The sequence below is a fragment of the Flavobacterium sp. AC267 genome (assembly GCF_979258715.1).
This window is the reverse complement of the sequence record NZ_OZ409875.1, coordinates 3820652-3845010: the sequence shown is the minus strand read 5'-3', so window position 1 is coordinate 3845010 and position 24359 is coordinate 3820652. Positions and strand designations below refer to the sequence as shown.

General features: G+C 34.3%; 24 protein-coding genes and 5 pseudogenes. 9 read left to right on the top strand and 20 right to left on the bottom strand.

The features are described from left to right. The first annotated feature begins 108 nt into the window (after positions 1-108). From ACZZ95_RS20345 to ACZZ95_RS20320, 6 genes and pseudogenes are all read left to right on the top strand, one after another. Positions 109-1137: pseudogene (locus ACZZ95_RS20345) on the top strand (rod shape-determining protein). A gap of 130 nt (positions 1138-1267) precedes the next feature. Further along, entirely contained in the window at positions 1268-1723 is a 456-nt protein-coding gene (locus ACZZ95_RS20340) for a Crp/Fnr family transcriptional regulator (protein WP_463470422.1), read from the top strand. Positions 1724-1967: 244 nt separating this feature from the next. Then, the gene (locus ACZZ95_RS20335) at positions 1968-2666 is read left to right on the top strand and encodes a type 1 glutamine amidotransferase domain-containing protein (protein WP_463470421.1); all 699 of its coding nucleotides are present in this window, start codon (positions 1968-1970) and stop codon (positions 2664-2666) included. A 190-nt stretch (positions 2667-2856) separates the two neighbouring features. Beyond that, entirely contained in the window at positions 2857-3162 is a 306-nt protein-coding gene (locus tag ACZZ95_RS20330; RefSeq protein WP_463470420.1) for a putative quinol monooxygenase, read from the top strand. Positions 3163-3329: 167 nt separating this feature from the next. Then, positions 3330-4658 (top strand): annotated as a pseudogene (locus ACZZ95_RS20325) (aldehyde dehydrogenase family protein); the annotation flags it as partial. 105 nt (positions 4659-4763) lie between these two features. Further along, a complete protein-coding gene (locus ACZZ95_RS20320) occupies positions 4764-5129 on the top strand; it encodes a hypothetical protein (protein ID WP_463470419.1) in 366 nt (121 codons plus the stop codon). 65 nt (positions 5130-5194) lie between these two features. Here the strand turns inward: ACZZ95_RS20320 and ACZZ95_RS20315 are convergent, their stop codons facing one another. The 16 genes and pseudogenes from ACZZ95_RS20315 to ACZZ95_RS20240 form a co-directional block, all read right to left on the bottom strand. After that, the gene (locus ACZZ95_RS20315; protein ID WP_463470418.1) at positions 5195-5602 is read right to left on the bottom strand and encodes a lipocalin-like domain-containing protein; all 408 of its coding nucleotides are present in this window, start codon (positions 5600-5602) and stop codon (positions 5195-5197) included. 189 nt (positions 5603-5791) lie between these two features. Continuing rightward, positions 5792-6082, bottom strand: a complete 291-nt coding sequence (locus tag ACZZ95_RS20310; protein ID WP_463470417.1) for a hypothetical protein — start codon at positions 6080-6082, stop codon at positions 5792-5794. 6 nt (positions 6083-6088) lie between these two features. Beyond that, entirely contained in the window at positions 6089-6253 is a 165-nt protein-coding gene (locus ACZZ95_RS20305) for a hypothetical protein (RefSeq protein ID WP_463470416.1), read from the bottom strand. A 214-nt stretch (positions 6254-6467) separates the two neighbouring features. Further along, positions 6468-7121, bottom strand: coding sequence for a hypothetical protein (locus tag ACZZ95_RS20300; protein ID WP_463470415.1), 654 nt, complete (start codon positions 7119-7121; stop codon positions 6468-6470). A gap of 421 nt (positions 7122-7542) precedes the next feature. Continuing rightward, positions 7543-8682: a UDP-galactopyranose mutase gene (gene glf, locus ACZZ95_RS20295; RefSeq protein ID WP_463470414.1), complete on the bottom strand. Its 1140-nt coding sequence runs from the start codon at positions 8680-8682 to the stop codon at positions 7543-7545. Beyond that, positions 8679-9815, bottom strand: coding sequence for a glycosyltransferase (locus ACZZ95_RS20290; protein ID WP_463470413.1), 1137 nt, complete (start codon positions 9813-9815; stop codon positions 8679-8681). The genes glf and ACZZ95_RS20290 overlap by 4 nt, the downstream gene beginning before the upstream one ends. 277 nt (positions 9816-10092) lie before the next feature. Then, positions 10093-10576, bottom strand: a pseudogene (locus ACZZ95_RS20285) (ferritin-like domain-containing protein). Positions 10577-10642: 66 nt separating this feature from the next. Then, positions 10643-12785 (bottom strand): annotated as a pseudogene (locus tag ACZZ95_RS20280) (catalase). 211 nt (positions 12786-12996) lie between these two features. Next, complete coding sequence (locus ACZZ95_RS20275; protein ID WP_463470412.1) at positions 12997-13641, bottom strand: sensor histidine kinase; 645 nt, start codon at positions 13639-13641, stop codon at positions 12997-12999. A gap of 28 nt (positions 13642-13669) precedes the next feature. After that, positions 13670-14116: a PAS domain-containing protein gene (locus ACZZ95_RS20270; protein ID WP_463470411.1), complete on the bottom strand. Its 447-nt coding sequence runs from the start codon at positions 14114-14116 to the stop codon at positions 13670-13672. Between the two features lie 194 nt (positions 14117-14310). Further along, positions 14311-14823: a hypothetical protein gene (locus tag ACZZ95_RS20265; protein ID WP_463470410.1), complete on the bottom strand. Its 513-nt coding sequence runs from the start codon at positions 14821-14823 to the stop codon at positions 14311-14313. Then, positions 14783-15148, bottom strand: coding sequence for a CheR family methyltransferase (locus tag ACZZ95_RS20260; protein ID WP_463470409.1), 366 nt, complete (start codon positions 15146-15148; stop codon positions 14783-14785). The genes ACZZ95_RS20265 and ACZZ95_RS20260 overlap by 41 nt, the downstream gene beginning before the upstream one ends. Continuing rightward, complete coding sequence (locus tag ACZZ95_RS20255) at positions 15132-15515, bottom strand: CheR family methyltransferase (protein ID WP_463470408.1); 384 nt, start codon at positions 15513-15515, stop codon at positions 15132-15134. The genes ACZZ95_RS20260 and ACZZ95_RS20255 overlap by 17 nt, the downstream gene beginning before the upstream one ends. Next, complete coding sequence (locus ACZZ95_RS20250) at positions 15509-15820, bottom strand: hypothetical protein (RefSeq protein WP_463470407.1); 312 nt, start codon at positions 15818-15820, stop codon at positions 15509-15511. The genes ACZZ95_RS20255 and ACZZ95_RS20250 overlap by 7 nt, the downstream gene beginning before the upstream one ends. After that, positions 15753-16247: a chemotaxis protein CheB gene (locus ACZZ95_RS20245; protein ID WP_463470406.1), complete on the bottom strand. Its 495-nt coding sequence runs from the start codon at positions 16245-16247 to the stop codon at positions 15753-15755. Before ACZZ95_RS20245 ends, ACZZ95_RS20250 begins: the two co-directional genes overlap by 68 nt. 317 nt (positions 16248-16564) lie before the next feature. Continuing rightward, positions 16565-17311, bottom strand: coding sequence for an SDR family NAD(P)-dependent oxidoreductase (locus ACZZ95_RS20240; RefSeq protein ID WP_463470405.1), 747 nt, complete (start codon positions 17309-17311; stop codon positions 16565-16567). A gap of 475 nt (positions 17312-17786) precedes the next feature. Here ACZZ95_RS20240 and ACZZ95_RS20235 point away from each other — a divergent pair, with 475 nt between their 5' ends. Further along, positions 17787-18044 (top strand): hypothetical protein, encoded by a 258-nt coding sequence (locus ACZZ95_RS20235; RefSeq protein ID WP_463470404.1) that lies wholly within the window; start codon positions 17787-17789, stop codon positions 18042-18044. Between the two features lie 129 nt (positions 18045-18173). Next, the gene (locus ACZZ95_RS20230; RefSeq protein ID WP_463470403.1) at positions 18174-18467 is read left to right on the top strand and encodes a hypothetical protein; all 294 of its coding nucleotides are present in this window, start codon (positions 18174-18176) and stop codon (positions 18465-18467) included. Between the two features lie 76 nt (positions 18468-18543). Here the strand turns inward: ACZZ95_RS20230 and ACZZ95_RS20225 are convergent. Next, positions 18544-19003 (bottom strand): annotated as a pseudogene (locus tag ACZZ95_RS20225) (RNA methyltransferase). Positions 19004-19228: 225 nt separating this feature from the next. Here ACZZ95_RS20225 and ACZZ95_RS20220 point away from each other — a divergent pair. Further along, a complete protein-coding gene (locus ACZZ95_RS20220; RefSeq protein WP_463470402.1) occupies positions 19229-20266 on the top strand; it encodes a proline iminopeptidase-family hydrolase in 1038 nt (345 codons plus the stop codon). Between the two features lie 292 nt (positions 20267-20558). On the opposite strand, the gene hmpA is transcribed toward ACZZ95_RS20220, so the two are convergent. The 3 genes from hmpA to ACZZ95_RS20205 all read right to left on the bottom strand — a co-directional run bounded on the left by hmpA (position 20559) and on the right by ACZZ95_RS20205 (position 23327). Next, positions 20559-21767: an NO-inducible flavohemoprotein gene (gene hmpA, locus ACZZ95_RS20215; protein WP_463470401.1), complete on the bottom strand. Its 1209-nt coding sequence runs from the start codon at positions 21765-21767 to the stop codon at positions 20559-20561. Positions 21768-21918: 151 nt separating this feature from the next. After that, entirely contained in the window at positions 21919-22665 is a 747-nt protein-coding gene (locus tag ACZZ95_RS20210; RefSeq protein WP_463470400.1) for an MFS transporter, read from the bottom strand. Between the two features lie 2 nt (positions 22666-22667). Then, positions 22668-23327: an MFS transporter gene (locus ACZZ95_RS20205; RefSeq protein ID WP_463470399.1), complete on the bottom strand. Its 660-nt coding sequence runs from the start codon at positions 23325-23327 to the stop codon at positions 22668-22670. Between the last annotated feature and the right edge of the window lie 1032 nt (positions 23328-24359).

Sequence of the window (24359 nt, the reverse complement as noted above, 5' to 3'; positions counted from 1 at the left end):
CGATTGATTTCAACTGCTTTTTAGTATTAATGCTATTCAATTATACTCTAATTTCAATTCGTAAAGAATAAAATACCAATAATACCGTTTTTTAAATAAAACGATATTATGAGTTTATTTGATTTTATGATAGTGGAAATTGCAATGGATTTGGGAACAGCAAATACTTTGATAATTTATGATGGAAAAATTGTTGTAGATAGTCCCTCAATTGTGGCAAGAGATATAAGAAACGGAAAAATTATTGCTGTCGGTAAAGAAGCAAGTTTAATGCAGGGGAAAACACACGAGAATATTAAAACAATACGTCCGCTTAAAGATGGAGTTATAGCCGATTTTGATGCTTCGGAGAAAATGATTAGCTGGTTTATAAAGAATATTCCCGAATTAAAGAAAAACTTTTTACTCCTGCACTCCGAATGGTAGTTTGTATTCCAAGTGGAATTACAGAAGTTGAAATGAGAGCCGTAAAAGAGTCCTGCGAAAGAGTAAATGGAAAAGAAGTTTTTTTAATTCATGAACCTATGGCGTACGCTATAGGAATGGGATTAGATGTCATGCTTCCTAAAGGAAATATGGTCGTTGATATTGGAGGAGGTACTACAGAAATTGCCGTAATTGCGCTTGGCGGAATTATTTGTGATAAATCCATAAAAATTGCTGGCGATGTATTTACGGGCGATATACTGTATTATATGAGAACACATCATAATCTATATATTGGTGAAGCTACAGCGGAGCAGATAAAAATCGAGGTAGGCGCTTCAATCGAAACACTGGAAGATGCCCCAGAAGACATGATGGTTCGCGGAAGAGACTTGCTTACTGGTAAACCCAAAGAGGTAAGGATTACTTCGAGAGAAATCGCAAGAGCTTTAGATAAATCGGTGCTCGCGAATTGAAGACGCCATAATGGTAACACTTTCGGTCACACCGCCCGAACTTGCGACTGATATTTATAATACCGGTTTGTATCTGGCTGGAGGAGGCGCAATGCTTCGTGGTCTGGATAAAAGGATTTCGCAGAAAACAGATCTGCCAGTCTACATTGCAGAGGATCCTTTAAGAGCAGTAGTAAGAGGAACTGGAACCGTTTTAAAAAATATAGCGAAATATAAAAGTGTACTACTAAAATAGAACTTACTTACTAAAAAAGTTAGGAGTTAGAAAAAAACATTTTGGCAATCGCTAAAATGTTTTTTTCTTTTATAAGAACCTATGGTCGAAACGGAATACAATATTATCTTTGAAAAGGTAAAAACAACCTATGGAAAAACTTAGAAAACATATTGAAGAAATTATACCCATCAGCGATGAAGAGTTTGAATCTATCAAGCCCTTTTTTACGATAAGAAAGGTATTGAAAAATCAATATCTTATTCAACAAGGTGACGACGCAAAATATGAATACATTATTATGAGCGGCATTTTCAGGGTTTTTTATCTTGATGAAGAAGGAAAAGAGCACATCGTACAATTTGCTACAGAAAATTGGTGGATGTCAGATTATATTTCCTACTTCAATCAAAAGACGGCGAATATGTATGTCGTCTGCATGGAGCCGGGAGAAGTTTTATGTCTCACACTCGAAGGCAGAGAACAGCTCTCTGTTACGCTTCATAAAATGGAACACTTTTTCAGGGTAAAATTAACCAAAGGTTATATGGCGCCGCAACAAAGAATAATATCGTTACTGTCCAGTAATCCGCAGCGAGCGATATAAAGAATTTGCAGAACTTTATCCAAATCTAATGCAAAAAATTCCCAAAAAATATATTGCAGAATATCTGGGTGTAAGTCGCGAAACCCTTAGCAGGCTTTACTCCAGCAACAAATAACATTGCTATTTCTTCTCAAAGTGTGATTTTCGTCACACTTTTTTTGTGACTTTCATCCTCGTATTGAGGAGGGGAGCTGGTATAAATTTGCCTTATAAATAATTCAGTACCAATTTAAAAATTACCAACATGAAAAAGATTCTGATTCTATCAGCGGCAATTGCCTTTTTTTCTTCAAATGCACAAAATCAAAAAGAGAACACAGTAGTAAAACAAAAAACAACCCTTAAAAAAGAAACCAAAATGGAAAAGAAAATTTTAATTATCGTATCAAATGCCAATGCAATTGGACCAAATAACAGAAGAACAGGAACTTTCCTTCCTGAAGTAGCACACCCTTATGCTGAATTTGACAAAGCAGATTATGCAATTGATTTTGCCAGTTTAACGGGCGATACACCATATTTAGATGCCCTTAATTTGGCTAATGATCCAGACAATCTTGCATTTCTAACAGGAAAAGGATGGGAAGCTATGCAGAAAGCCGTAAAACTTTCAAATGTTGATGTAAGTAAATACGATGCCGTTTTTGTACCAGGCGGATTAGCACCAATGGTGGATATGCCGGAGAATGAACTTTTGAAAAAAGTAATTAAAGAAACATACGAGCGAAATGCCGTTGTTGGAGCAGTTTGTCACGGTCCAGTATCTTTATTAAATGTAAAACTAAGCAATGGAACTTATCTTGTAAATGGTAAAAATATCACCTCGTTTACAGATGAAGAGGAAAGAGGTTACGCTATTGCGGATGTGCCTTTCTTACTTGAAACTGCATTAACCAAACAAGGAGCAAAATTTCACGGCTGCGACGAATTGGTCGGCACATAGTATTGCAGATGGTAATTTGGTTACGGGACAAAATCCTGCTTCTGCAAAAGGTGTAGCCGAAAAAATGATTGTTATCTTAGAAGCTTCTAAAAAGTGATCTTCTAATTATATTGACCTTCTTCAAATTCTGGATGAAGGTCAGTATAATTTCATTATTAAAACTGAAAAAGTAATTATAAAAGAAATCAAAATGGAAAATCAAAATCCAGTTCATGTTTTCGCAACATGGAAAGTAAAAGAAGGTCAGGTAGAAAAAGTTTTACAATTATTAAAAACGGTACATGACGAAAGTATCAAAGAAGAAGGGAATTTGTTTTACAAAATTCATCAAAGTATTTCAGATCAAAATACAATTCTATTATTTGAAGGCTACACTACAGAATCTGCAATTACCGAACATAGAAATGCGGCGTATTTTCAGGATATAGTAATCGGAAAAATTGTGCCTTTATTAGAAAATAGAGAAATTGTTTTAGCAAAACCTTTAGCATATTAATTTCAATTATTGTGGATTAAACCATTGTAATCCTTCACAAATTGATTAAATTTAAGGTGCATATCATGAAATTGTAAGATTCATGTACAAAAAAATAATTATGGAAAAGACCACGAAAATTATATTCCCATACGATCTAAGTCTGGTAAAAGAGTTACCAGTCGCTAGATAAAAGTGAAGTTGATACTATTTTGAATACAGCACAGAGTTTATTTAAGGATCAATCGAATTGGATTCCTGCTTTTAAAAGAATTGAAATATTAGAAAAAGCAGTAGCAATAATGAATGATAGAAGCGAAGAACTGATACATTTGGCAATCAGCGAAGGCGGAAAACCTTATAAAGACTCCAAAGCAGAAATTCTAAGAGCGATCAAAGGAGTAAAACTGGTCGCGGAACACATAGCGCAAATTAAAGGCGAGCAGATTCCGATGGGACTTACAGAAGCTTCTGTCAATAGAATTGCTTTTACAACAAAAGAACCTATTGGTGTTGTTGCGGCGGTTAGTGCGTTTAATCATCCGCTAAATCTGGCGGTACATCAAATTGCCACAGCTGTTGCGGCAGGCTGTCCTGTCATATTTAAACCATCAAGTAATACGCCGTTGTCAGGTCTTGCGTTGGCCGATATTTTGAAAGAAGCTGGTTTACCCGATGGATGGTCGCAAGTCGTTTTATGTGATAATGAAACAGCAGAATTAATAGTAACCGACTCGAGAATTCATTTTTTAACTTTCATAGGCTCTGCGAAAGTGGGATGGTCTCTAAAAAGCAAATTGCCGCCAGGAACGAGATGTGCCTTAGAACACGGAGGAGCGACGCCTGTAATTGTAGAAAGCGATGCCGATTTTAGCGAAATGATTCCAGATTTGGTAAAAGGCGGTTTTTATCATGCAGGACAAGTTTGTGTTTCGGTTCAGAAAATTTATGTGAATCAGGAAATTTGTGATCGCTTTGTGGAAGAGTTTTTTCAAGTCGCAAATAAATTGATTGTTGGAAACCCGTTTGATGAAAAGACAGATGTTGGACCGCTTATTACGACAAAAGAAGTAAATAGAGTTGAAGAATGGGTTAACGAAGCGATTGAAGAAGGTGCCAAATTAATTGCAGGCGGAAAGCGTATTTCTGATACTTGTTTTGAACCAACCATTTTATTCAATCCTTCAGAAAATTCAAAAGTTTCTACCAACGAGATTTTTGGTCCTGTTGTTTGTATTTATCCATTTACAAATAGGGATGAAGCTATTCAAAAAGCAAATGCATTGGAAGTTCACTTTCAAGCGGCAGTTTTTACAAAAAACATTGATATGGCATTAGACACGGCTAAAAAATTAAACGCAACGGCTGTTATGATCAATGACAATACAGCGTTTAGAGTAGACTGGATGCCGTTTGGCGGCAGAGATTCTTCGGGATTAGGTATGGGCGGAATCTCCTATACAATAGAGGATATGACTAGAGAAAAACTAACTGTTTTTAAAAGTAAATTTCTTTAGTTTTTAAAAGAGGATCTACATCAATGTCCAAAAAACATTTTTAACACTAAAAAATCAATCCTTCCAAATCATTTAATTTTGGAGGGGTTGATTTAAATTATTATTATGAAAGATTTTAACCCAGATGAATTTCCCAGAAATTTAAGCAATGATGAAATTGAAACATTAGCGCAGTTAGTGATTAAAAATCCAATATCAGATTTATGGAAACAGATTGCAGTTAGACTAACTTCTGAGCAGAAATTGATTATTAATAAAAAGATTGAGGCTAAAAAATATTCTGATTCCGAAAAACTGCCTTCTTTTCAAAAAAAAGCAATGAGTGATGAAGAATGGAATAGGTTAATAAAACAAAGAGAAGCTCAAAAATTCTACAGTAATATGGGCGAGCCCCAGAATGCATTTGAATTCAAAAGCAGATATGGAATATGGCCGAATGAGTTTGATGAAAAAGGGGATACAAACGACTAACTGTTTTTCGTGTTTTTCATAATTATTTTATTTGAATTGAGTTCGAAGAAAGTTTTAGTAATATTTTAAAGAGGTGTCGCTTTTTCGTACTCCAGCGTTTCTGCCGCATTTTCAGAAATTAAAACCAGTTTTACAGCTGTAAGTTCTTTGATTTTAGATTTCTTGTTCTCATTGGGAAATGTGATCGATAAAGTATTGTCTGTTCTTTGAAAAGTTCCTTCGACAGTGGTAATTGTGCAAGGTGCATTAACTTTTTCTTCAGTTTTCACCATTATAATAGAATTATCTTCAAATGCTACACCTTCATAAAGACGGCATTCACTTAAAGACTGTCTAACTCCTGAGACATATACTGCTTTTAACTGCCATGAGCCATGAATATCACCAGATGTATCGTCGGGAATGATATCATTATCGTTTGAGCAAGAAATTAAGATGCTTAAAAAAAGTGACAATAGTAATATTTTTTTCATAATCTTTAGATAGGACTCATTTAGCTTTACAGGATTCTAAGAATTTGAATTCTTGAAATCAAATATAAGATTAATCTTGTAATTCTTAGATTATTAGAATGTTAAGTTTAGTGTTGAATTTTTAAGCTAATGATACCAATAAAAAAACCGCCTAAATCTAGGCGGCTTCCTTTTTAAAGAGTATATCAACTATTCTTTATCATAAGTGTTTGTTTCCTCTTCAATATCATCATCTTCTGAATCCTCATCGTCATCTTCAAGATCATCGTCTTCATCGTCCTCAAGATCATTTTCTAAATCATCATCTTCCTCTTCAAGTTCATCTCTATTAGAAACGAGATCAGTATTGTAGTCTGGTTCTGCATTTTCTGTTATCGTATGATCAGGTGGTGAATCAATATCAGGATCGTCATATTGTTTTCTGTCATTTTGAAAAAACTGGTCTTCCTGACCGTAATTTTCTTTTTCATCTAAACTCATAAATAATTACTTTTTAGTTGTGGTTGTTCCTTTTTTTGTATCAGCGACAGATTTTGAATCATTCTTTGAATCATTCTTAGAATCGCTTTTTGATGCACTTTCTTTTTTATCAGTTTTTTTATCTGATGCCTTAGCACTATCAGTGCTTTTTTTTGCGTTTGAAGTATTCATAATATTTATATTTAAATTGTTAATAATGGTAAATGTACAGTTGTGGCATATTACATATTTATATTTAAGGGTGGTATTAATTGTATAATTAACAGTAGTTTATGGAATTTGTAATTGCATTTCTGCCCGCTGATTATTTTAATCTTCCTTTATCTAAAAAGGTCCATGAAATGATGAATTTTATATTTCTTTTTCTTAAAACTTATTTGTGCTTTTACAAGAGCGTCAATATATTCCTGATAGGGAATTCGATTAAAATTTTCGTCCAAATCCCAAATCCCGCACTGGCAATAATTCGATAAATCGTCCCAGTCTGGACGGTCTGTGACAGGATAAATACAGATTCCCTGTAAATCCACTCCATTTTTTTAGCCAATACACATTCGGCTGTTATTTCTTCAAGCCATTCTACACGAAGATTTCCAAAGTGTCCCGTTTCAGTAAGAATTATTGGTTTTTTATAACGGTCGTATGCGGTTCGTAATACTTCAGAAAATGGAACTCTTTTATGTTGATAATCGGGCCAGTTAAAAGGCTCTCCATTTCCTTTCCATTGGCCATTCCAATAATAATTAAAGCCGAGAATCTCAAGTAAATCTTCAGAACCTCCCAGTTCAGGGCACATTCTTCCAGCAATAATATCCATAGCCTGAAACTGAGGTTCGTTTAATAGATTGACATCATCGTAAATTTCTGAGGCATGAATTTTTACCAGCGGTTCAACCAAAATAACAGTGCAGTTCGGATCTGTTTTTTTGAGCATTTTTATACCCAAAATGGTCGCTTTACACAAATGGTATTTAATATCCCATCCGCTGTTTGTTGCAAATGGCACCGTTCCTCGTACATCGCCGGAATGCCAAGACAAAAAGCTGATTTCATTTATTGGAACAACAAATAATTTTTGCTTTGAATTCTCTTTATAGAAAGTTGCAAAAGCCTGGCATAATTGCTCAAAACGCTTACAGAAAAGAGGATGCGTAGGAGATAAATCGTCTGGATACCCAAAATGAACTAAATCCCAGATCTGCTGAATTCCATATTTCTCTGTCGCTCTGATTCTAACTAGAACATTTGAAAAATTAAAGAAAGAAGAATTAGTGTCTACCGAACTCCAGCAGATACCTTCACGAACGGTCTTTATTCCTATAGGCTGCTAGATTTTCGTAATCTTCGTAACAGCGAATATCGTGCTGGGTTTCTTTTAAAAGATTCACCCTCTTTGCCCGAACGGTTAATATGGTCGGCGCATTCAAAACCTCCCATAAAAAAAGTGTTGAAAATTTCCATTATACAGCAGTTTTAAATAATGGTTCATTTTCTTTTTCAAGTAAATCAAAAAGATCCAAGGCATTTTTAAAAGCTTGGTCCATATTGAAATATTTATAATTTGCCAGCCTTCCCACAAAATGAACATCAATCAGTTTATCGGCTTCTGTTTTATATCGGGCGTAAATTTCCTGATTTCGCGGATTTGGAACTGGATAAAAAGGTTCGCCTTCGTCTACCGTAAATTCTTTGACAACAGTGGTTTTTTCTGAAATCTGGTTTCCAAAGTGTTTGTATTCTATAATTCGGGTAAAATCAACTTCTGTTCCCGGATAATTTACAACGGAATTTTCCTGATAGAATTCGGCATCGACCGTCTCACTAACAAAATTAATGGAGCGGTATTCCAGTTTTTCCAGCAGGCTGTGTTTGAATTCGAAGAAACGATCAACTGGTCCTGTATAAAACAATTTCTCATAATTAACATATTCATCTTTTACATCAAAATAATCGGTTTCTAAAAGGACTTGGATATTCGGGTTGTCTAATATATTTTCGAATAACTGCGTGTAACCTCCTTTTGGCAAAGCCTGATGAATATCAGAAAAATAACGATCATCATAATTGGTTCTTACCGGAATTCGGTCCAAAACAGAAGCATCAAGTTCAGCAGGATATTTGTCCCATTGTTTTTTGGTATAATGTTTAAACATTTTCTCATACAAAATAGGACCAACCCGATTTAAAACAGCTTCTTCGCCGTTTGCTGGTTTTTCTAAAGGTGTCCGATTTTCTTCCAGCCAGTTTTTCATTTCGTCTTCGGTGGAAATATTCGTATTAAACAATTCGTTGACCGTTGTAATATTTACTGGAATTGGAACCATTTTGTCATCAACCCTTGCAATTACCTTATGTTCCCAAAAATACCAGTCAGAAAACTGATTGACATATTCCCAAACCGACTCTTCGTTGGTGTGAAATAAATGCGCTCCATATTTAGAAACTAATATTTTGTTCTCATCTATGTAATCGTAGCAGTTGCCCGCAATATGGTTTCGTTTTTCAATAATCAAAACTTTTTTTCCAATTGAGGCATAGCGCTCTGCCAATACAGCTCCTGAGATACCTGCGCCTATGATTAAAATGTCGATGTTTTTCATTTTGCGAAGCTTTTAACGATTAAATTCATTTTTTCAACGGTACTGTCCCAAGATGTTTTCTTTAGGATTTTATAATATTCTAATTCCATTGAAAGACGATCTGTTTTATTCAATAGAAAATTAATTTCTTCACAAAAATCGGTCGCGGTTTCAATTAAGCTTACACAGATGCTGTAATCGCGAATGACATCAATAATTTTAGTAGAAATAATGGGCTTTCCTGCGACCATATATTCTAAAGTCTTCGTTGGACTTATATATTTGGTTGCATCGTTAAGCGCAAAAGGCATCATGGCAATATCAAACGCTTTTAAATAATGCGGCAGTTCGTTATAAGATTTCATTCCGAGATAATGAATATTCGTTTCTTTAGGGAGATCAGTTTCGTCGATTTTGGCTAATGGTCCAATCATTACAAAAGAAACATTTGGAAGCCTTTTGGCAGTTTCATGAAGCAGTTCTAAATCGATTCGCTCGTCGATCACGCCGTAATAACCAACAATTGGATGCTGAATATCCGAAATATCATCTGCAATGGCGATTCCGTTTAGAGCCTGCGCAAAATGCAGTTCGTCTACAGAACTTGGAAAACAATGTACCGTGGAATTAAATTGTTTTTTAGATTCGTATAATGATTTACCACCGGTAAAAATAATATCGGCATTAGCCATTAAATATTTTTCCTGATCAATCAAGTGAGCAGGAGCTTGTTTAAACAACGAAAGTTCATCCATACAATCGTAAACTATGGTGTCAAAATCAAAAGAACCTAACAAAGGAGAAAAAGAGGGTGAGTAAAACCATCCAACAGTTACATTTCTATTTTTCACATAATTTGAAATAATTCCTGTAATTGATTCTATGTCTTTAGTATTAGGTTGTAATACATGAAGCATTTCATTAACTATAATTAGGTTTCCCGAACTTTTAAGCGAGTCATTATATAGAGGTTCTTCAATAAATAAAACCTTCATAGTTTGAGCCATTCGGCTGATAATATCTTGCGGGCGCTGATATACAAACTCCCATCTTAAATGACAAAAAACAATCATATCATAATATTGGGCTTTTTGCTCTAAATGATGTTTTTCTATATCATTATTTTTTTTTGCTTTCTTTAAATTATTTGTCATCTGATTTGAATTAAGTAAGTCATATTTTCATGACTCGTTAGTATTGTGTACGGAGGGACAAAAAAGGAATGAGGCAAATGTATTGGCGAAGTACGAACGTTATTTACATACAGAATCATGAGGGTTACATAATTCACAGTCAGTTATTTATGTTTTAATTAAAGCATAAAAAAAACACCTGTACAGCGTACAGATGTTTTTATGATAATAGAAGTGATTATTAAGATTTGAAAAATCTTATTCAGTCGCTACAATATTTACAGCATTTAAAGCAACGTCATTTAATACGCAGTCGGCTTCTTTTTCTTCGGCAAGAGTTTGCGTTAAAAGTTTTGCGAGCATTGTTTTCACCCAATGTTTTCGCGAAAGCGACTAAGGTTCCGTATGTTGCAATTTCATAATGTTCAATTTTTTGAGATGCGGCAATTATTCCAGCATCTCTAACGGCTCCAGGAGCAGTTTCTAAAAGAATACTGTCTCCTTCCTTCAAAAGTCCAGCCATTGCTTCACATTTTTTTCCTTCGGCTTTTTCGCCTAAAAGTTCAAAAACCTCTTCTAATCTCTTAACTTGATTTTGGGTTACGTCAAGATGTTCTATAATTGCGCTTGAAAGTGCTTGCAGAAGTAGCATTATCCGCCATTTTTGGCAAAGCGCCCACTAATGCATTTTCTGCCCAGTAAATATCTTTAAGACTGTCAATAAAAAGTTCTTTCAATTCTGTTGCGGCGTCTGATGCCGGCTCAACAAAATTGTTTTTCATGTTGTTTTTAACTCCTTTGTTTTCTATGTTTTTTTCTGAATTTTTCATGGTTGTTTTTTTTTGTTTTTAATTGTATAAGTTTGGTTCACGTCGCCAAAAACGGTGCAGTGTCATTGCGGCGATAAAATCCTGTGCAAATCCTTGAGCGGCGATGTCGCTTGTCAAAATAATTCCAGCATCGTCATTTGTGATTTTTGATGCGAAAGGAGCGCCGCTTATAATTTCTGAAGCTTCGCCATCTGCACCAATTACTTTACAGTGTTTGTAAGCATCATTAAGGAACTCGAATAAATCATCATTTTCAGCCAATGCATTCAATCCTAAACCGTGTGGAATGTAAACAGCATCAAATAATACGGATGATGCAGTTAAAAAACTAAATTCGGCTGGAATTGCACCATCTGCATCTGTTACTATAGATCCAAGATGAGGTGCGATAATGCATCCTTTGGCATCTTCTTTTTTTAGTGCACTTTTCATATTCAATACAGCGACTTCAGAAACGCCGTCTGAACAAATAATAGCTACTTTTCTTGAAGCAATTGTTGGTGAGTTGGTTGGATTTTTAATCATACTCAATGCTTCTGACGAAGAAACAGACGATTCTACTGTTTGTGGTTCCTGAGATCCTCCTTCGTTTTCTGGAGATACACCTTTGTTAATTGGCGTTTCCAAAATTGGCGGAACGGTCGCACCAAGTCCAAGAGCCACTTTTTCAGCAAGATTGCTGTCGATTTGAGAAAGCAGACCTAAAACTCTTACGCGTATAGCGGTTGTTTCAACTTTTCCAAGTTCAAAACGCAGTGCTTTTACAATATGACTTTTTTCTTCTGGCGTCTGGCTGTTAAAGAATAATTTGGCTTGTCCGAAGTGATCATTAAAACTTTCACTTCTTTCTCTCACTTTGTGTGCGTCAACTCTTTCATTAAAACTTGCAAAACCGCCTTCTTCGATTTTTGCCTGATAAGGACAGCCTCCGCCAAGTGAATTGGGATGATAACTTACACGGCCTTTATTGATTTCCTGACGCATATGTCCGTCACGCTGATTGTTGTGAACCGGAGCAATACTTCTGTTAATCGGGATTTCATGAAAATTTGGACTTCCTAATCTAGAAAGCTGTGTATCGGTATAAGAAAATAATCTTCCTTGTAAAAGTGGATCATTACTAAAATCGATTCCGGGCACAATATGACCTGGATGAAAAGCAATCTGTTCTGTTTCTGCGAAGAAATTGTCAGGATTTTTGTTTAAGACCATTCGCCCGACGATAGTAACAGGCACCAATTCTTCGGGCACCAATTTTGTTGGATCCAGAAGATCAAATTCGTACTTGTTTTCATCTTCAGCAGGAATTACCTGAACGCCTAATTCCCATTCTGGGAAATTACCCATTTCAATTGCTTCCCATAAATCTTGTCTGTGAAAATCTGGATTTTTTCCTGAAATTTTCTGAGCTTCATCCCAAGCAACTGCGTGCGTTCCTAATTTTGGTTTCCAGTGAAATTTCACAAAAACAGATTCTTCTCTTTCGTTGATTAGTCTAAAAGTATGAACACCAAAACCTTCCATCATTCTATAACTTCTCGGAATGGCACGATCAGACATTACCCACATAATCATGTGCATTGATTCTGGCATTAAGGAAATAAAATCCCAAAAAGTATCGTGTGCAGATGCTCGCCTGTGGTATTTCATTGTGAGGTTCTGGTTTTACAGCGTGAATGAGATCTGGAAATTTCGCGGCATCTTGTATAAAGAACACTGGAATGTTATTGGCAACTAAGTCATAAATACCTTCTTGAGTATAAAATTTAACTGCAAATCCTCTGGCATCTCTCGCAAGATCTGTAGAACCTCTTGAGCCTGCAACAGTCGAAAACCGCGTAAAAACGGGCGTTTTAAGACCTTTTTCTTTTAAGAAACCAGCTTTGGTTAATTCTGGAATTGGATTTGTTACTTCGAAAAATCCATGAGCTCCTGATCCGCGCGCGTGAACAATCCTTTCTGGAATTCTTTCGTGGTCAAAATGCGTTATTTTTTCCCTCAAAATAAAATCCTCGAGTAGAGAAGGTCCTCTTTCACCGGCTTTCAGCGAATTATTATCATCATTAATTCGAAGGCCCTGATCTGTAGTCAGGAATTTGTTAGTGCCATCTGATTTGTTGACTGATAAATCGCGTTGTTTTTCGTCTTGAAAATTTTTCATAAAATATCATATTAGTTAAATACATTTAAATTGTAGAAAAATCATAACTCTTGCCTGTAGTAACTAGTTAGAGTTATGATTTTTCTTTCAATCCAAAATTAAATTATACTAAAGTGACGTTTTTATATTATTACGATATATAGTTCTACAATTACCAGTAATTCAGTTAAATAAGAAAATATTAGTAGTTGAATATTAAAATTTCATCTGTTTATATTGCCTGTAAGGGAAGAAAAATATTTACAGTTGTTCCTATTGATGGCTGGCTGGAAACTTTTATAAAACCTTTATGATTCGCCGCAATTTTTTCTACCAAAGTTAATCCGAGTCCGCTTCCGTATTGCAGATCATTGCTGTCAAGTTTATAGAAAGGTGTAAAAATCAACTTTTCAAAATCTTTATTAAAACCAATTCCGTTATCGCTTACATAAATTTTGATATAATTTATTTCTGGATCGGCACCTAAATCTGCCATTGCTTCCGTTGATGGATAATCTATACCGATTTTAATTTCAGGTGTCGTGCCTTGTTTGGTGTATTTAATAGCGTTTGAAATTAAATGGAAAAAAAGCAATTGCATTTGCGGCGCTATAACCCTAAGAGTCGGAAGAGGATCATTTGTTATAACAGCTTTGTAAGCGCTGATTGCAGTTTTTAAGTCGCTGAGTGTTTTTTTGAGTACTATATTGAGATCTGTTTTTTTGAATTCTTTTTTTGAAAAATTTATTTTTGAATAATCAATAAGGTCTTCAATAAGCTGATTCATATTTACTGCCGAACTTAATAATCTTTTTGCATTATGCCTGCCAGATTCGGTTAAATTAGCTTCATTGTCCAGAATTTTTTTACCGAACATATATATTTTTCTTATGGGTTCGAGGAGGTTATTGCTGGCGAGCATCAGTAAAAGATTCTAATTGTTTGCTGTATCCCAAAAGCTCCATGTTTTTACTTTTTAAAGATTCGTCGCTGTGTTCCAGTTCAGTAACATCTTCTAAAGCTATAAGAATCATGCCTTCAGGAATTGAGTTTAAAATAGGAGAGGCATTAAGAATCAATATGTGTCGCTCACCTGTTGGAGTACGAAATTCTATTTTAAAGTTTTCGACGATATTGTTTTGAGCTAATTTCTTTAAAACAGTTTCTTTAAATTGTGGAATATTCCACTGCGCGTCTGCAATTTCAAAAATTGAAAATCCTTCTGTTTTTTCCTGCTGGGTTTTAAAATATTTGTAAAAAGAAGGATTTGCATTTTTAACGATATAATTTTTATCAATAATAATTAAAGGCTCTCTAATTGTATTGACTATCGATTCGTAAAAATTACGCATCGAGGCTAGTTCATCACGGCCATCCTGAAGCTCATCATTGATACAGGATAATTCTTTGTTATTAGACTGGAGTTCTTCTGCCGAAGTTTCAAGTTCCTCATTTATAAGCTGTAATTCATCGGTGCCGCTTAATAATTCTTCATTAGTAGTCTGCAGTTCTTCAAAATAAATCTCGTCGCTCTTCGGTAACCCTTTTAAAATCTCCGCGAAGTCTGCAGTAATTCTCGTTCTAATTCTTCGGTTCGATTTTCGCCTGAATTATTTTGTTCTTGGGGTAAAATGTTTTTTTTACAAAAAATAATCAATAGTAATTCGATATTAGAAGGAAGAAATATAACTTCAAAAGAGGTTATAAAAGAAAGTTTTTTGACGGCAATACTTTCTCCAGAAAAATTCTTTTTCTCATTTCTGGCTTTTAAAACAGCATTTCTTAACTCGAAACCAATTTCATCGTTAACCATATTTAAAATATTGAAACTTGGTTTTCCGGGAGGAGGCTGTAAAAACGGACTGGTATCTCCATGAAAATGTACAATTTCCAAATCTTCATTAATTATGACGGCTACCGGAGAATATTGTTCTAAAAGAATATCAGTGGCAATTTTTCTATAATCGATTTCATTATTTGTGATAGAACTAATATTTTTTATTTTGCTTGTCGCGATATTAAAATCTGGATGAAAAATTTTGTGTTTTATTGCAAGCATCTTTGCGAATGTATATTTTTTCCTGTTTTTCTATTAAAGTAAACAAGTTCTGGACATTATTTGCCGATTCTGCTTTTCCTAAAAATAAAATTCCCTTATTTCTAAGTGCATAATGAAAGGATTCAAAGATTTGATTTTGCAGATTCGGATCAAAGTAAATAAGAACATTTCGGCAGGATACAAAGTCAATTTTGGCGAAAGGTGCATCTTTCGTTAAATCATGAATGGCAAAAATACATTTGTCACGAATGTTTTTATTGACATGATAGCCACTGTCTTTTTTAGTAAAATACTGTTCGATTCTTTCTTCACTTATATTTTTCAAATCTTGCAAGCGTATATACACCAGTACGCGCTTTCGCAATGTTTTTTTCAGATAAATCAGAAGCGAAAATTTGGATTTTTATATCGGTATTGTTCGTTTTATTGAGATATTCATCTATACAAATAGCAAGAGAATAAGCTTCTTCACCAGTGGAACAGCCAGCCGACCAGATTCGGATATTCTTATTGCTTACATTTTCAATTAGTGAAGGAAACGCAGTCATCGCCAGATTATCAAAATACGATTGATCTCTAAAAAAATAAGTTACAGGAATTAGAAAATCATAAAATAAAAGATCCTGTTCCTTTGTATTGTCTTTAAGTAATTTTAAATATTTTTCGAGGGTATCCTGTTTGGTATTTACCATTCTTTTGGCGATACGTCTTGAAGGGTTTGGTATTTATAACGATGAAAATCGGTTCCTGTTTTAACAGATACAATGGAAACAATTTCGTTAAAAAGTTCTTGTTCATTAGCGACTATTTCTCCCTCAAAGTAAGCATGAGTTAATAAGTAACTATTTTGTATATCTAGTAGCTTAGAAACAATTCTCTCAGGTTCAGCATAATAATCTATAAATTCTGCTGTATAGTTATTTTGATTTTTATTCGATAAAACTGAAATTGTTGCCCCGCCAAATTCCTTCAGTTTTTTTAGTCCCAGCCGCACCATCTAACGGATTTGAAGATAGAATTACTCCTAAGGCATAAGTACTATAAACCGTGGCAAGAGATTCGAAAAAAACATCAAGACAGTTGTTAACCCTGTCGCTTCGTGTTCTCGGTTTAAGTTTTAAAATTCCGTTTTCTAAAACCAAAAAATTGTTTTCGGGAACAATATAGATATGATCAGGATGTAATTCTATTTCATTTATAATTTCGACAACAGGAATTTTAGAATATGCCGTAAGCTGTTCTGCCAGCTTTTCTGATTGCGGAAAATATAAATTTTCAATAATCAGATAACTCATACCTGATGATGCAGGAATTTCAAAAATTATTTTTTTTAGTATTTCAATTTCTGCGACTGTTACGCCGATACCAACAACTGGAAATAGGGGAGAAGTTATCTTGTCTTCAATTTCTTTAGGCTTGTTCATGCATTTTTAAGTTTTAAATGAAATGATTCATTATGCTTAAAATTTTCTACTAAAATTCCTCAGAAATCCAGTAGTTTATTGATAGGACATAACCTCTAAATGTAATTAGTTTTTAAGTTTTGAATTTGTATTATTAAAGATAATAATTCTATAATTGCCATACTTTTAGATTGTTATCTTAAGCTTCAACATACAATATTTATGATTTCTTTCCCATCAACATTAAAGCGACTCCAAAACCTAATCCTGCAAATAATGCCAAGCTTAAGTTTTTTGCTGTTTTTGTTGGTGGATTTCCATAGACACGCAATGGTTCTTTAGAATGCTTGCAAAACATTTCCTGGATTATCCTGTTTATCATTATTAAGTTTCATTTTTAGACGAACAGTCGCAGATGTGGTATTACTTATGGTCTTTGGAAATAATCGGTACATGTTTGTGATGGCTCCGGAACGGAAATCTGGAAACGAATCTTTTTTGGGATGTTTAGCCAATTCAACCATTTTAGCGGCGGTATCACGCGGATCAGATGCCATAAAAGGAATTTTCATATCGAAGCCAGAGTATTTCGCTGAATGCAGATTTCCTGTTGAATTTTGTAATTGTGGATAGACATTACAAATATGAATATGTTTACGACTGGATATTTCGCCCTGAAGACATTCCATCATACCCCTGATTCCGAATTTTGAAGCAGAATATACAGCACTGTAAGGCGCAGGCATATACCCGCCAATAGAGATATTATTGATTAAAATGCCTTCGTTTTGGTCTTTAAAAACTTTGATGGCATTGTAAGCGCCATGCATGTACCCAAATAAATTGGTTTTAATAACCTGATGGTGAATTTCTAAAGGAATTTCTTCAAATTTTCCACTCGCCATGACTCCGGCATTATTAACCCAAATATCAATTTTTCCGCCTATAGACAAGGCATCTTTGGTTACCCTTTCCACATCTTCAGCGATTGACATATCTGCAGATACGCCAACAGCCAAAACATTTAACCGACGACAATAGTCGACCACCTCATCTATACCTTTTTGACCTCTGGCAACTGCCACTATATTACATCCCTGATTTGCAAAAGCCTCGACTGCGACTAGTACCTACACCGCCGCTTGCACCAGTAATAACTACAATTTTTCCTTTAAGGCTGTTTTCGTCTGTTTTTATATCTTCCATGTTTAGTATTTTAAGTAGCGAATAATTATATCTAATAATCTGTATATAAGGTACTAAAAATAATTGCTCAGGAAGTGAGGTTTAAGAAAACTTTAATTTACAGCGTATTAAAATAGAAACATGAACCAAGCTTTTCAATAAGTTTTTCTTTTGAATGGTTTTTTTTCAGCAGATAATTGGTACGAAATTTATCTGATGCTTTTAATTTGTTGAAAATCAATTTGTTATTGTGGTAATGATGTAAGGTTGTTTTTATAAATATGTAAAAAAATGTTCTTTTTCTTTCTAATATTTGTTTCAATCAATAGATGATAATTTCTGTTGTTCATTATTAACGTATTAAAAATCAATATTATGAGAAATTTAATTTTAAGCTGTGCACTATTAATTTTTGCTGGAGCGACAAGCGCACAGCAGACGCCGACAACAAAAACAAAAACGAAAACCACAGCAGATTCTACGATGCAGAAAAGCAGAACGCAGAAAACGGATACATTGAAAAGCCAGCATAAAAATAAAGCTGGAAAAAAATCAAAAAGTACAGCTCCTGCCACAACTACAAATCGTAAGGATACTGTTTCGGGTTCTAAAACAACCCCTAAAAATCCTTAAATTGAATGGACTGTGATTAGAATTGAACATTAAAAAGCCTATTTAATAGGCTTTTTTTATATTTTGAATCAAGCGCAAAATAAATTTTATTTTGGGCTCCAAAAATTAATAATCCTAAATAAAACAACAATGAAAACACTTTTCAAAACTAAAATCATAATACTGTTTTTAATAACAGTATTCGTATTTTCATGTAAAAAGAATGGAGATACTAACAATGTAAATTCTAATGAGATGAAATCTGACACAATGGATATGTCTGTAGATACGATTGCTCCGGCGGTAGATTCATCTGCAACCTTAAAATCTGATGAAAATGGAAAAAACGGAACTACAGGGGCAACTGGAGAAGGATCGACAGGTTCTGGTACAGAAGGTTCGAAACAGAAGGGAAATCAAAATGTAAAAACAGACTCTATTTAAAAAATGCTCTTCTTTCAGAAAAACAAAAAACTCTCAACATAATTGAGAGTTTTTTTATGTGAAGATAAAAGCATTTTTAAGAACGCGGTTTAGCCAGATTTCGGTCGTACATTATGATAGTTCCCGCCACGGCTACATTTAAACTTTTTACAGATTTAAATTTTACTAAATGATGGCATTTGTCCATGACTTTTTTGGACAAACCATGATCTTCTGCACCCAATATATAAACGCGACTGTCTTGGGTGTTCAAATGTTTCTAAATCGGTCGCGTTTTCAGATAATTCTACTCCGACTAATCGCGCACCTTTAGGCAGGTTTTCAAAAAATGCTTCAAAAGTTTCATAATGAAAGTAAGGAATAGCTTTTACAGCATCATGAGTATCGCAGGCTTGTTTCGCATATCGGTTACCAATGGTAAATATAAATGTAGCGCCTAAGTTTTGAGCAGACCGCCACAAAACACCTAAGTTTTCGGGTGTTTTACCATTTTGTATTCCTATGCCAAAATATTCGTTTACAAAGTTATCATTCATAAGGGCAAAAGTACAAACTCAAAATACATAAGTCAATTTTTATTGAGGTACAATCGGGATTCAATTGGAATTATTTAAAAATAGTCTCGATATTTCGACAGCTTCAATTTCATTTCTATTAGGAAGTTATTCTAAATGATGGATAATACTTTAAAAAATTAAGTAAGCTGAAATTTTGTACATTACAAACTTAAAAACGAACATCAATAAATTAAAATACTGCCTATGACTGCTTATAAAAATATTTTTTTGCTGGCCTTTCTTACCTTGTTTTTTAATGGCTGTAAAAAGGAGAATACCTTAGAAAAGGAAACGGCAACTGCTGGTAATTATTTCACTGATACTACTTCTGGAATAAAAACAGGTGGTGTAAAGATTGTGCAAATCAGCACGCCAAAAGGAAAGTTTAATGTTTGGACGAAGAGAATTGGGAATAATCCAAAAATTAAATTACTGCTTCTTAACGGCGGTCCAGGAGCAACTCATGAATATTTTGAGTGCATGGAAAGTTTTTTACCTGCAGAAGGAATTGAGTTTATTTACTACGATCAATTAGGAACGGGAAATTCTGATAATCCAGATGATACAGCCCTTTGGGATCTGCCTCGTTTTGTAGAAGAAGTAGAGCAGGTGCGTCAGGCGTTAAAACTAGACAAAGACAATTTTTATTTATTAGGGCATTCTTGGGGAGGAATTTTAGCGGCACAATATGCGCTTAAGTATCAGCAGAATCTTAAAGGACTCATTATTTCAAATATGATGATGAGTGCGATAGAATATGATAAATATGCAGATGAGGTATTAGCAAAACAGATGGATCCAAAAGTTCTGGCCAAAATTAGGGAAATCGAAGAAAAGAAAGATTTTGAAAATCCAGAATACATGAAATTGCTTGTTCCTAATTTTTATTCAAAACATATCTTACGTTTAGATCCAAGTCTTTGGCCAGAGCCTGTTAATCGATCATTTGGTAAAATTAATCAGTCATTGTATGTAACAATGCAGGGGCCAAGCGAATTCGGCTTGTCAGGTAAACTTGAAAAATGGGATGTTACAAAAGAACTTCCAAAAATTACAGTACCAACATTATCTATTGGAGCAAAATATGATACAATGGATCCGGAACACATGAAATGGATAGCGACGCAAGTTAAAAACGGAACGTATTTGTATTGTGAGAAAGGAAGTCATATGGCGATGTATGATGATCAGCAGACTTATATGACAGGTCTTATTAAATTTTTAAAAGATACGTCAAAGTAAAATATGCTTTTGGAGTAAGTAATTGCTTCCAACAATTAAAGATTTTAAATTATAAAGAAGCCTTCATATTTTGAAGGCTTCTGTCATTTTTATTACTTTTTGCGAAATACAATAAATGAAAATATATTGCTTATAAATGCGGCTATAAACCATGAACGCATCCAGAAAAATAAAAATTCAGATTTATCTTGGCAATTAATACAGGCTAATGATAAGGTGACAAAAAAAGCTGTAATTATATTTTTCCAAAACTTTATGGAAGTTTTTCCTATGGAGAAAAAGGCAGTCATTTTTAATTAAGATTTATCAGCTGTGGGCCAAATTCTTCATAGAATATATTTTCCTGCTTTACATTCAAACCGATTAAGGAATCGTACTGCGCTTTGATAAACATTTCAGGACCGCATATATAATATTTCGCCTGATACAGTAATACAGCATCTTTGCATTTGTTCAAATCTACTCGTCCTTGTATTATTTTATCGGTATCATGATGACTTTCTACAGTATCATAAAATGTAAAGGTTTCAAGCCATTTTGCTTCGTTCTTCAATGCATCGATTTGATTTTTAAAAGCATGTACCGATTCATTTCTACAGCCGTGAATCCATACTGTTTTTTTATTTTGAAGAGAGTTAAGATTGGTTTCCAGCATGCTCAACATAGGAGTAAAACCGACTCCGCCGCTTATCAATACAAGAGGATTTTCGGAATCTTTTTCGAGATGAAAAATTCCAGCAGGAGCTGAAAGTGAAATTACATCACCTTCTGATTTTCCGTGCAGTGTATTGGAAACTAAACCTGAAGGATTAGATCCAATTCCAGTTTCTTTTTTAACTGAAATTCTGTAATATTCAGGGTTAAACGCGCTCGAAAGGCTGTACTGTCTTGGCTGTAATAGTCCAAGCTCTTCAACAAAAACCTGAACGCTTACAAACTGCCCAGAATGGAAATCAGTAATTGCGTTGCCATCTTCTGGATAGAGATAAAAAGATTTTATTTCCGCAGACTCTTCGACAATTTTTTTGATAATGAATTTTCTCCATCCGCTCCAGCTTCCTGGTTTTGTCGCATTTTCAGCATACAATCCTTTTTCGATGTCAATCATTATCTGTGCAAGCTGGTAAAAAGCTGTTGTCCATGCGTCTAGAATTTCGGGTGTTGCCGCATCTCCCACCACTTCTCCTATAGAGGCAATGAGATGAGTTCCAACTATTTTGTATTGATCAGGCTGAATGTTAAGACTTCTGTGTTTGGTGCCAATTCCTTTAAGAACTCCTATAAGTACTTCTGGATTATCAATGTTTTCGGCATACGCAAGTACCGCATTTGCCAAGGCAGATTTTTGTCTTCCATTTGCCTGATTTCCCATATTAAACATATTTCTCAATTCGGGATGATGTGTAAACATTCTGGCATAGAAATAATTAGTCAGGTCCTCGTCGCTAGATCTTAAAATTGGAATAGTAGCTTTGATGAGTTCTTTTTGATGTGCTTTCATGGTGTGATATTTAGGATTTTATATTTTAAATATTGCATTTAGTGGAATTAATTTTCCTCTCCTGCAAATTTAAGTAGACACCAATGCCGCGTTTTATGATTGAAATCATAAGAGCACAAAAAATAAAAAGCAATAGAATATAAAAGACTTGTTAATCCGCAGTTTTTAAATTGTCTCCATCTTTGAAATGAAGTCTTCTAAAAACCACTCCAGACAATATTGTCAGCGAACCCACCACTAAAAAGGTGTAACGGAAAGCATTGTGAATTTCGTTATGGATGAGTTTTACATCACCTTGAAAAATTTTAAGAACCAATAATCCTAAAGCAATTCCAAAACCAATTGCGAGCTGTTGATTTACAGAGACCAGAGAATTACCGTCGCTGGTATGATACACTCTTAAATCTGCGATAGAAATAGAATTCATCGCGGTAAACTGTATCGAGTTAAAAAATCCTAAAATACAGATAATAGGAATGTACCAGTAGATAGAAGTATGAATATTAGGTATGGCAAGTGCACAGATTACGACCCCAATTATAAAAGTATTTACCATTAGGGTTTTTCGATATCCGTAAGTATTTAAGATTTTAATGACAGCCGATTTTCCAAAAATCGCCGTTAGAGCCATTGGCGCAACAATCCATCCTGAAACAACTGCTGACTTTCCGTAAGCAATCTGAATCATCATTGGAAGCAAAAGCGGAATAGAACTGTAACCAAGTCGGGTTGCTATATTGCCAATTATACCCACACGAAAAGTTCGTACTTGAAAAAGATTTAAAGGAAAAATAGGATTATTGTCTGTTATTGCATGACGATAATACCAGTAAAGCATTAGAAACCCAGACATTAGAATAAGTAAAACAGGCGACAAATGCACAGTATTACCGAACAATTCTAAAGAAATGGACAAAAGGAGGGAAGCTGCGCAAAAATCAAGAAACCTTTTAAATCAAAATCGATTATTGGAGATTTATAATCTGGCATGTATTTTAAACTTAGAATAATACCAATTAATCCGAAAGGGATATTGATTAGAAAAATCCAATGCCAAGACAAATAATCTACCATATAGCCGCCCACTAAAGGCCCTAAAACCGGACCAATCAAAGCTGGTATAATGGCAAAATTCATCGCCTTTAGCAATTCTCTTTTTGGAAATGTTCTAATCAGCGCCAGTTTGCCAACAGGAGTCATTAAACTTCCTCCGATACCCTGAACCACACGTGCAAAAACCAAATGGGTTAAAGACTGCGAAAGAGCGCAGAGCAAAGAGCCGATACTAAATAACAGCAATGCACAAATAAAGACTTTCCTTGTTCCAAATTTGTCAGACAGAAACCCACTTACAGGCATAAAAAGTGCCAGTGTTAATACGTAACTGATAATTGCATTCTGCATTTCCAAAGGTGATTCGTGCAGATCTCGGGCAATAGCAGTTATTGAAGTATTAAGAATAGTAGAATCCAGCATCTGCATAAAAATGGAAGTTGCCAAGATAATAGGAAGTACTTTTTTGATAGATTCATTAGTTTGCGCCCCAATAATTTCTTTCATATTATATTTTTTATGGCATTCCAAATTTTAAGATACTAACAAAGATAATAAACGTCTTTTAGTTTCTGCTAATTACTATTTATATTCTAAATTCCGAATTTCAAATTTCAAATTTCAAATTCCAAATTCCAAATTCCGAATTCCAAATTCCAAATTTCACTCTTTACTCTTCACTCTTTACCCTTTACTCTTTACTCTTTACTCTTTACTCTTTACTCTTTACTCTTTACTCTTTACTCTTTACTCTTTACTCTTTACTCTTTACTCTTTACTCTTTACTCTTTACTCTTTACTCTTTACTCTTTACTCTTTACTCTTTACTCTTTACTCTTTACTCTTTCCTCTTTCCTCTTCACTCTTCACTCTTCACTCTTCACTCTTTACTCTTCACTCTTTACTCTTTACTCTTCACTCTTCACTCTTCACTCTTCACTTTCTCCTTACCATCATCATATTTCGGATTATCCGGCGTGACTGCATTATATTCATCCAAGGTTCTTCTATTTGGATCATTATTGTTTTTTAACTCTTCATCCAGTTCGTGGTTCAGTTGAGTGTTTTCTTCAAAGTTTGGATTAATATCATCATTATCGTCAATCGTTTCTCTGTTAGATATGTTTTTATCTTTAATGTGATTGTACTGGTCTTTATCAGCATTTTCATCATTTTGATGCTTGCTTAACTGCTGTATCTTTTGTTGTTTCCATAGCTTCAGGAGTAATAGATTCTTTATCTGATTTGTTGTTTTTATTTGAAGTATTCATGATAATAAATTTTTAAATTAATATCCATAAAATTAAAGACTATTTAATGAGATTGATTATAATTTTTTGGTTTGTAATTGTATTATTATCAGTTGTTTAAGTATGGGTATTTTATAATATTGATTATAGAATAATACAACAGATTACTTTTAATTTTTTAGTTACTTATGTTAAATTTTTTTATGGAATTATTAAATTTTAAATCGAGAAAATCATGAAAGTATCTAATGAAATAATTAACGGATTCTATATTTTTTTATTAATAGCA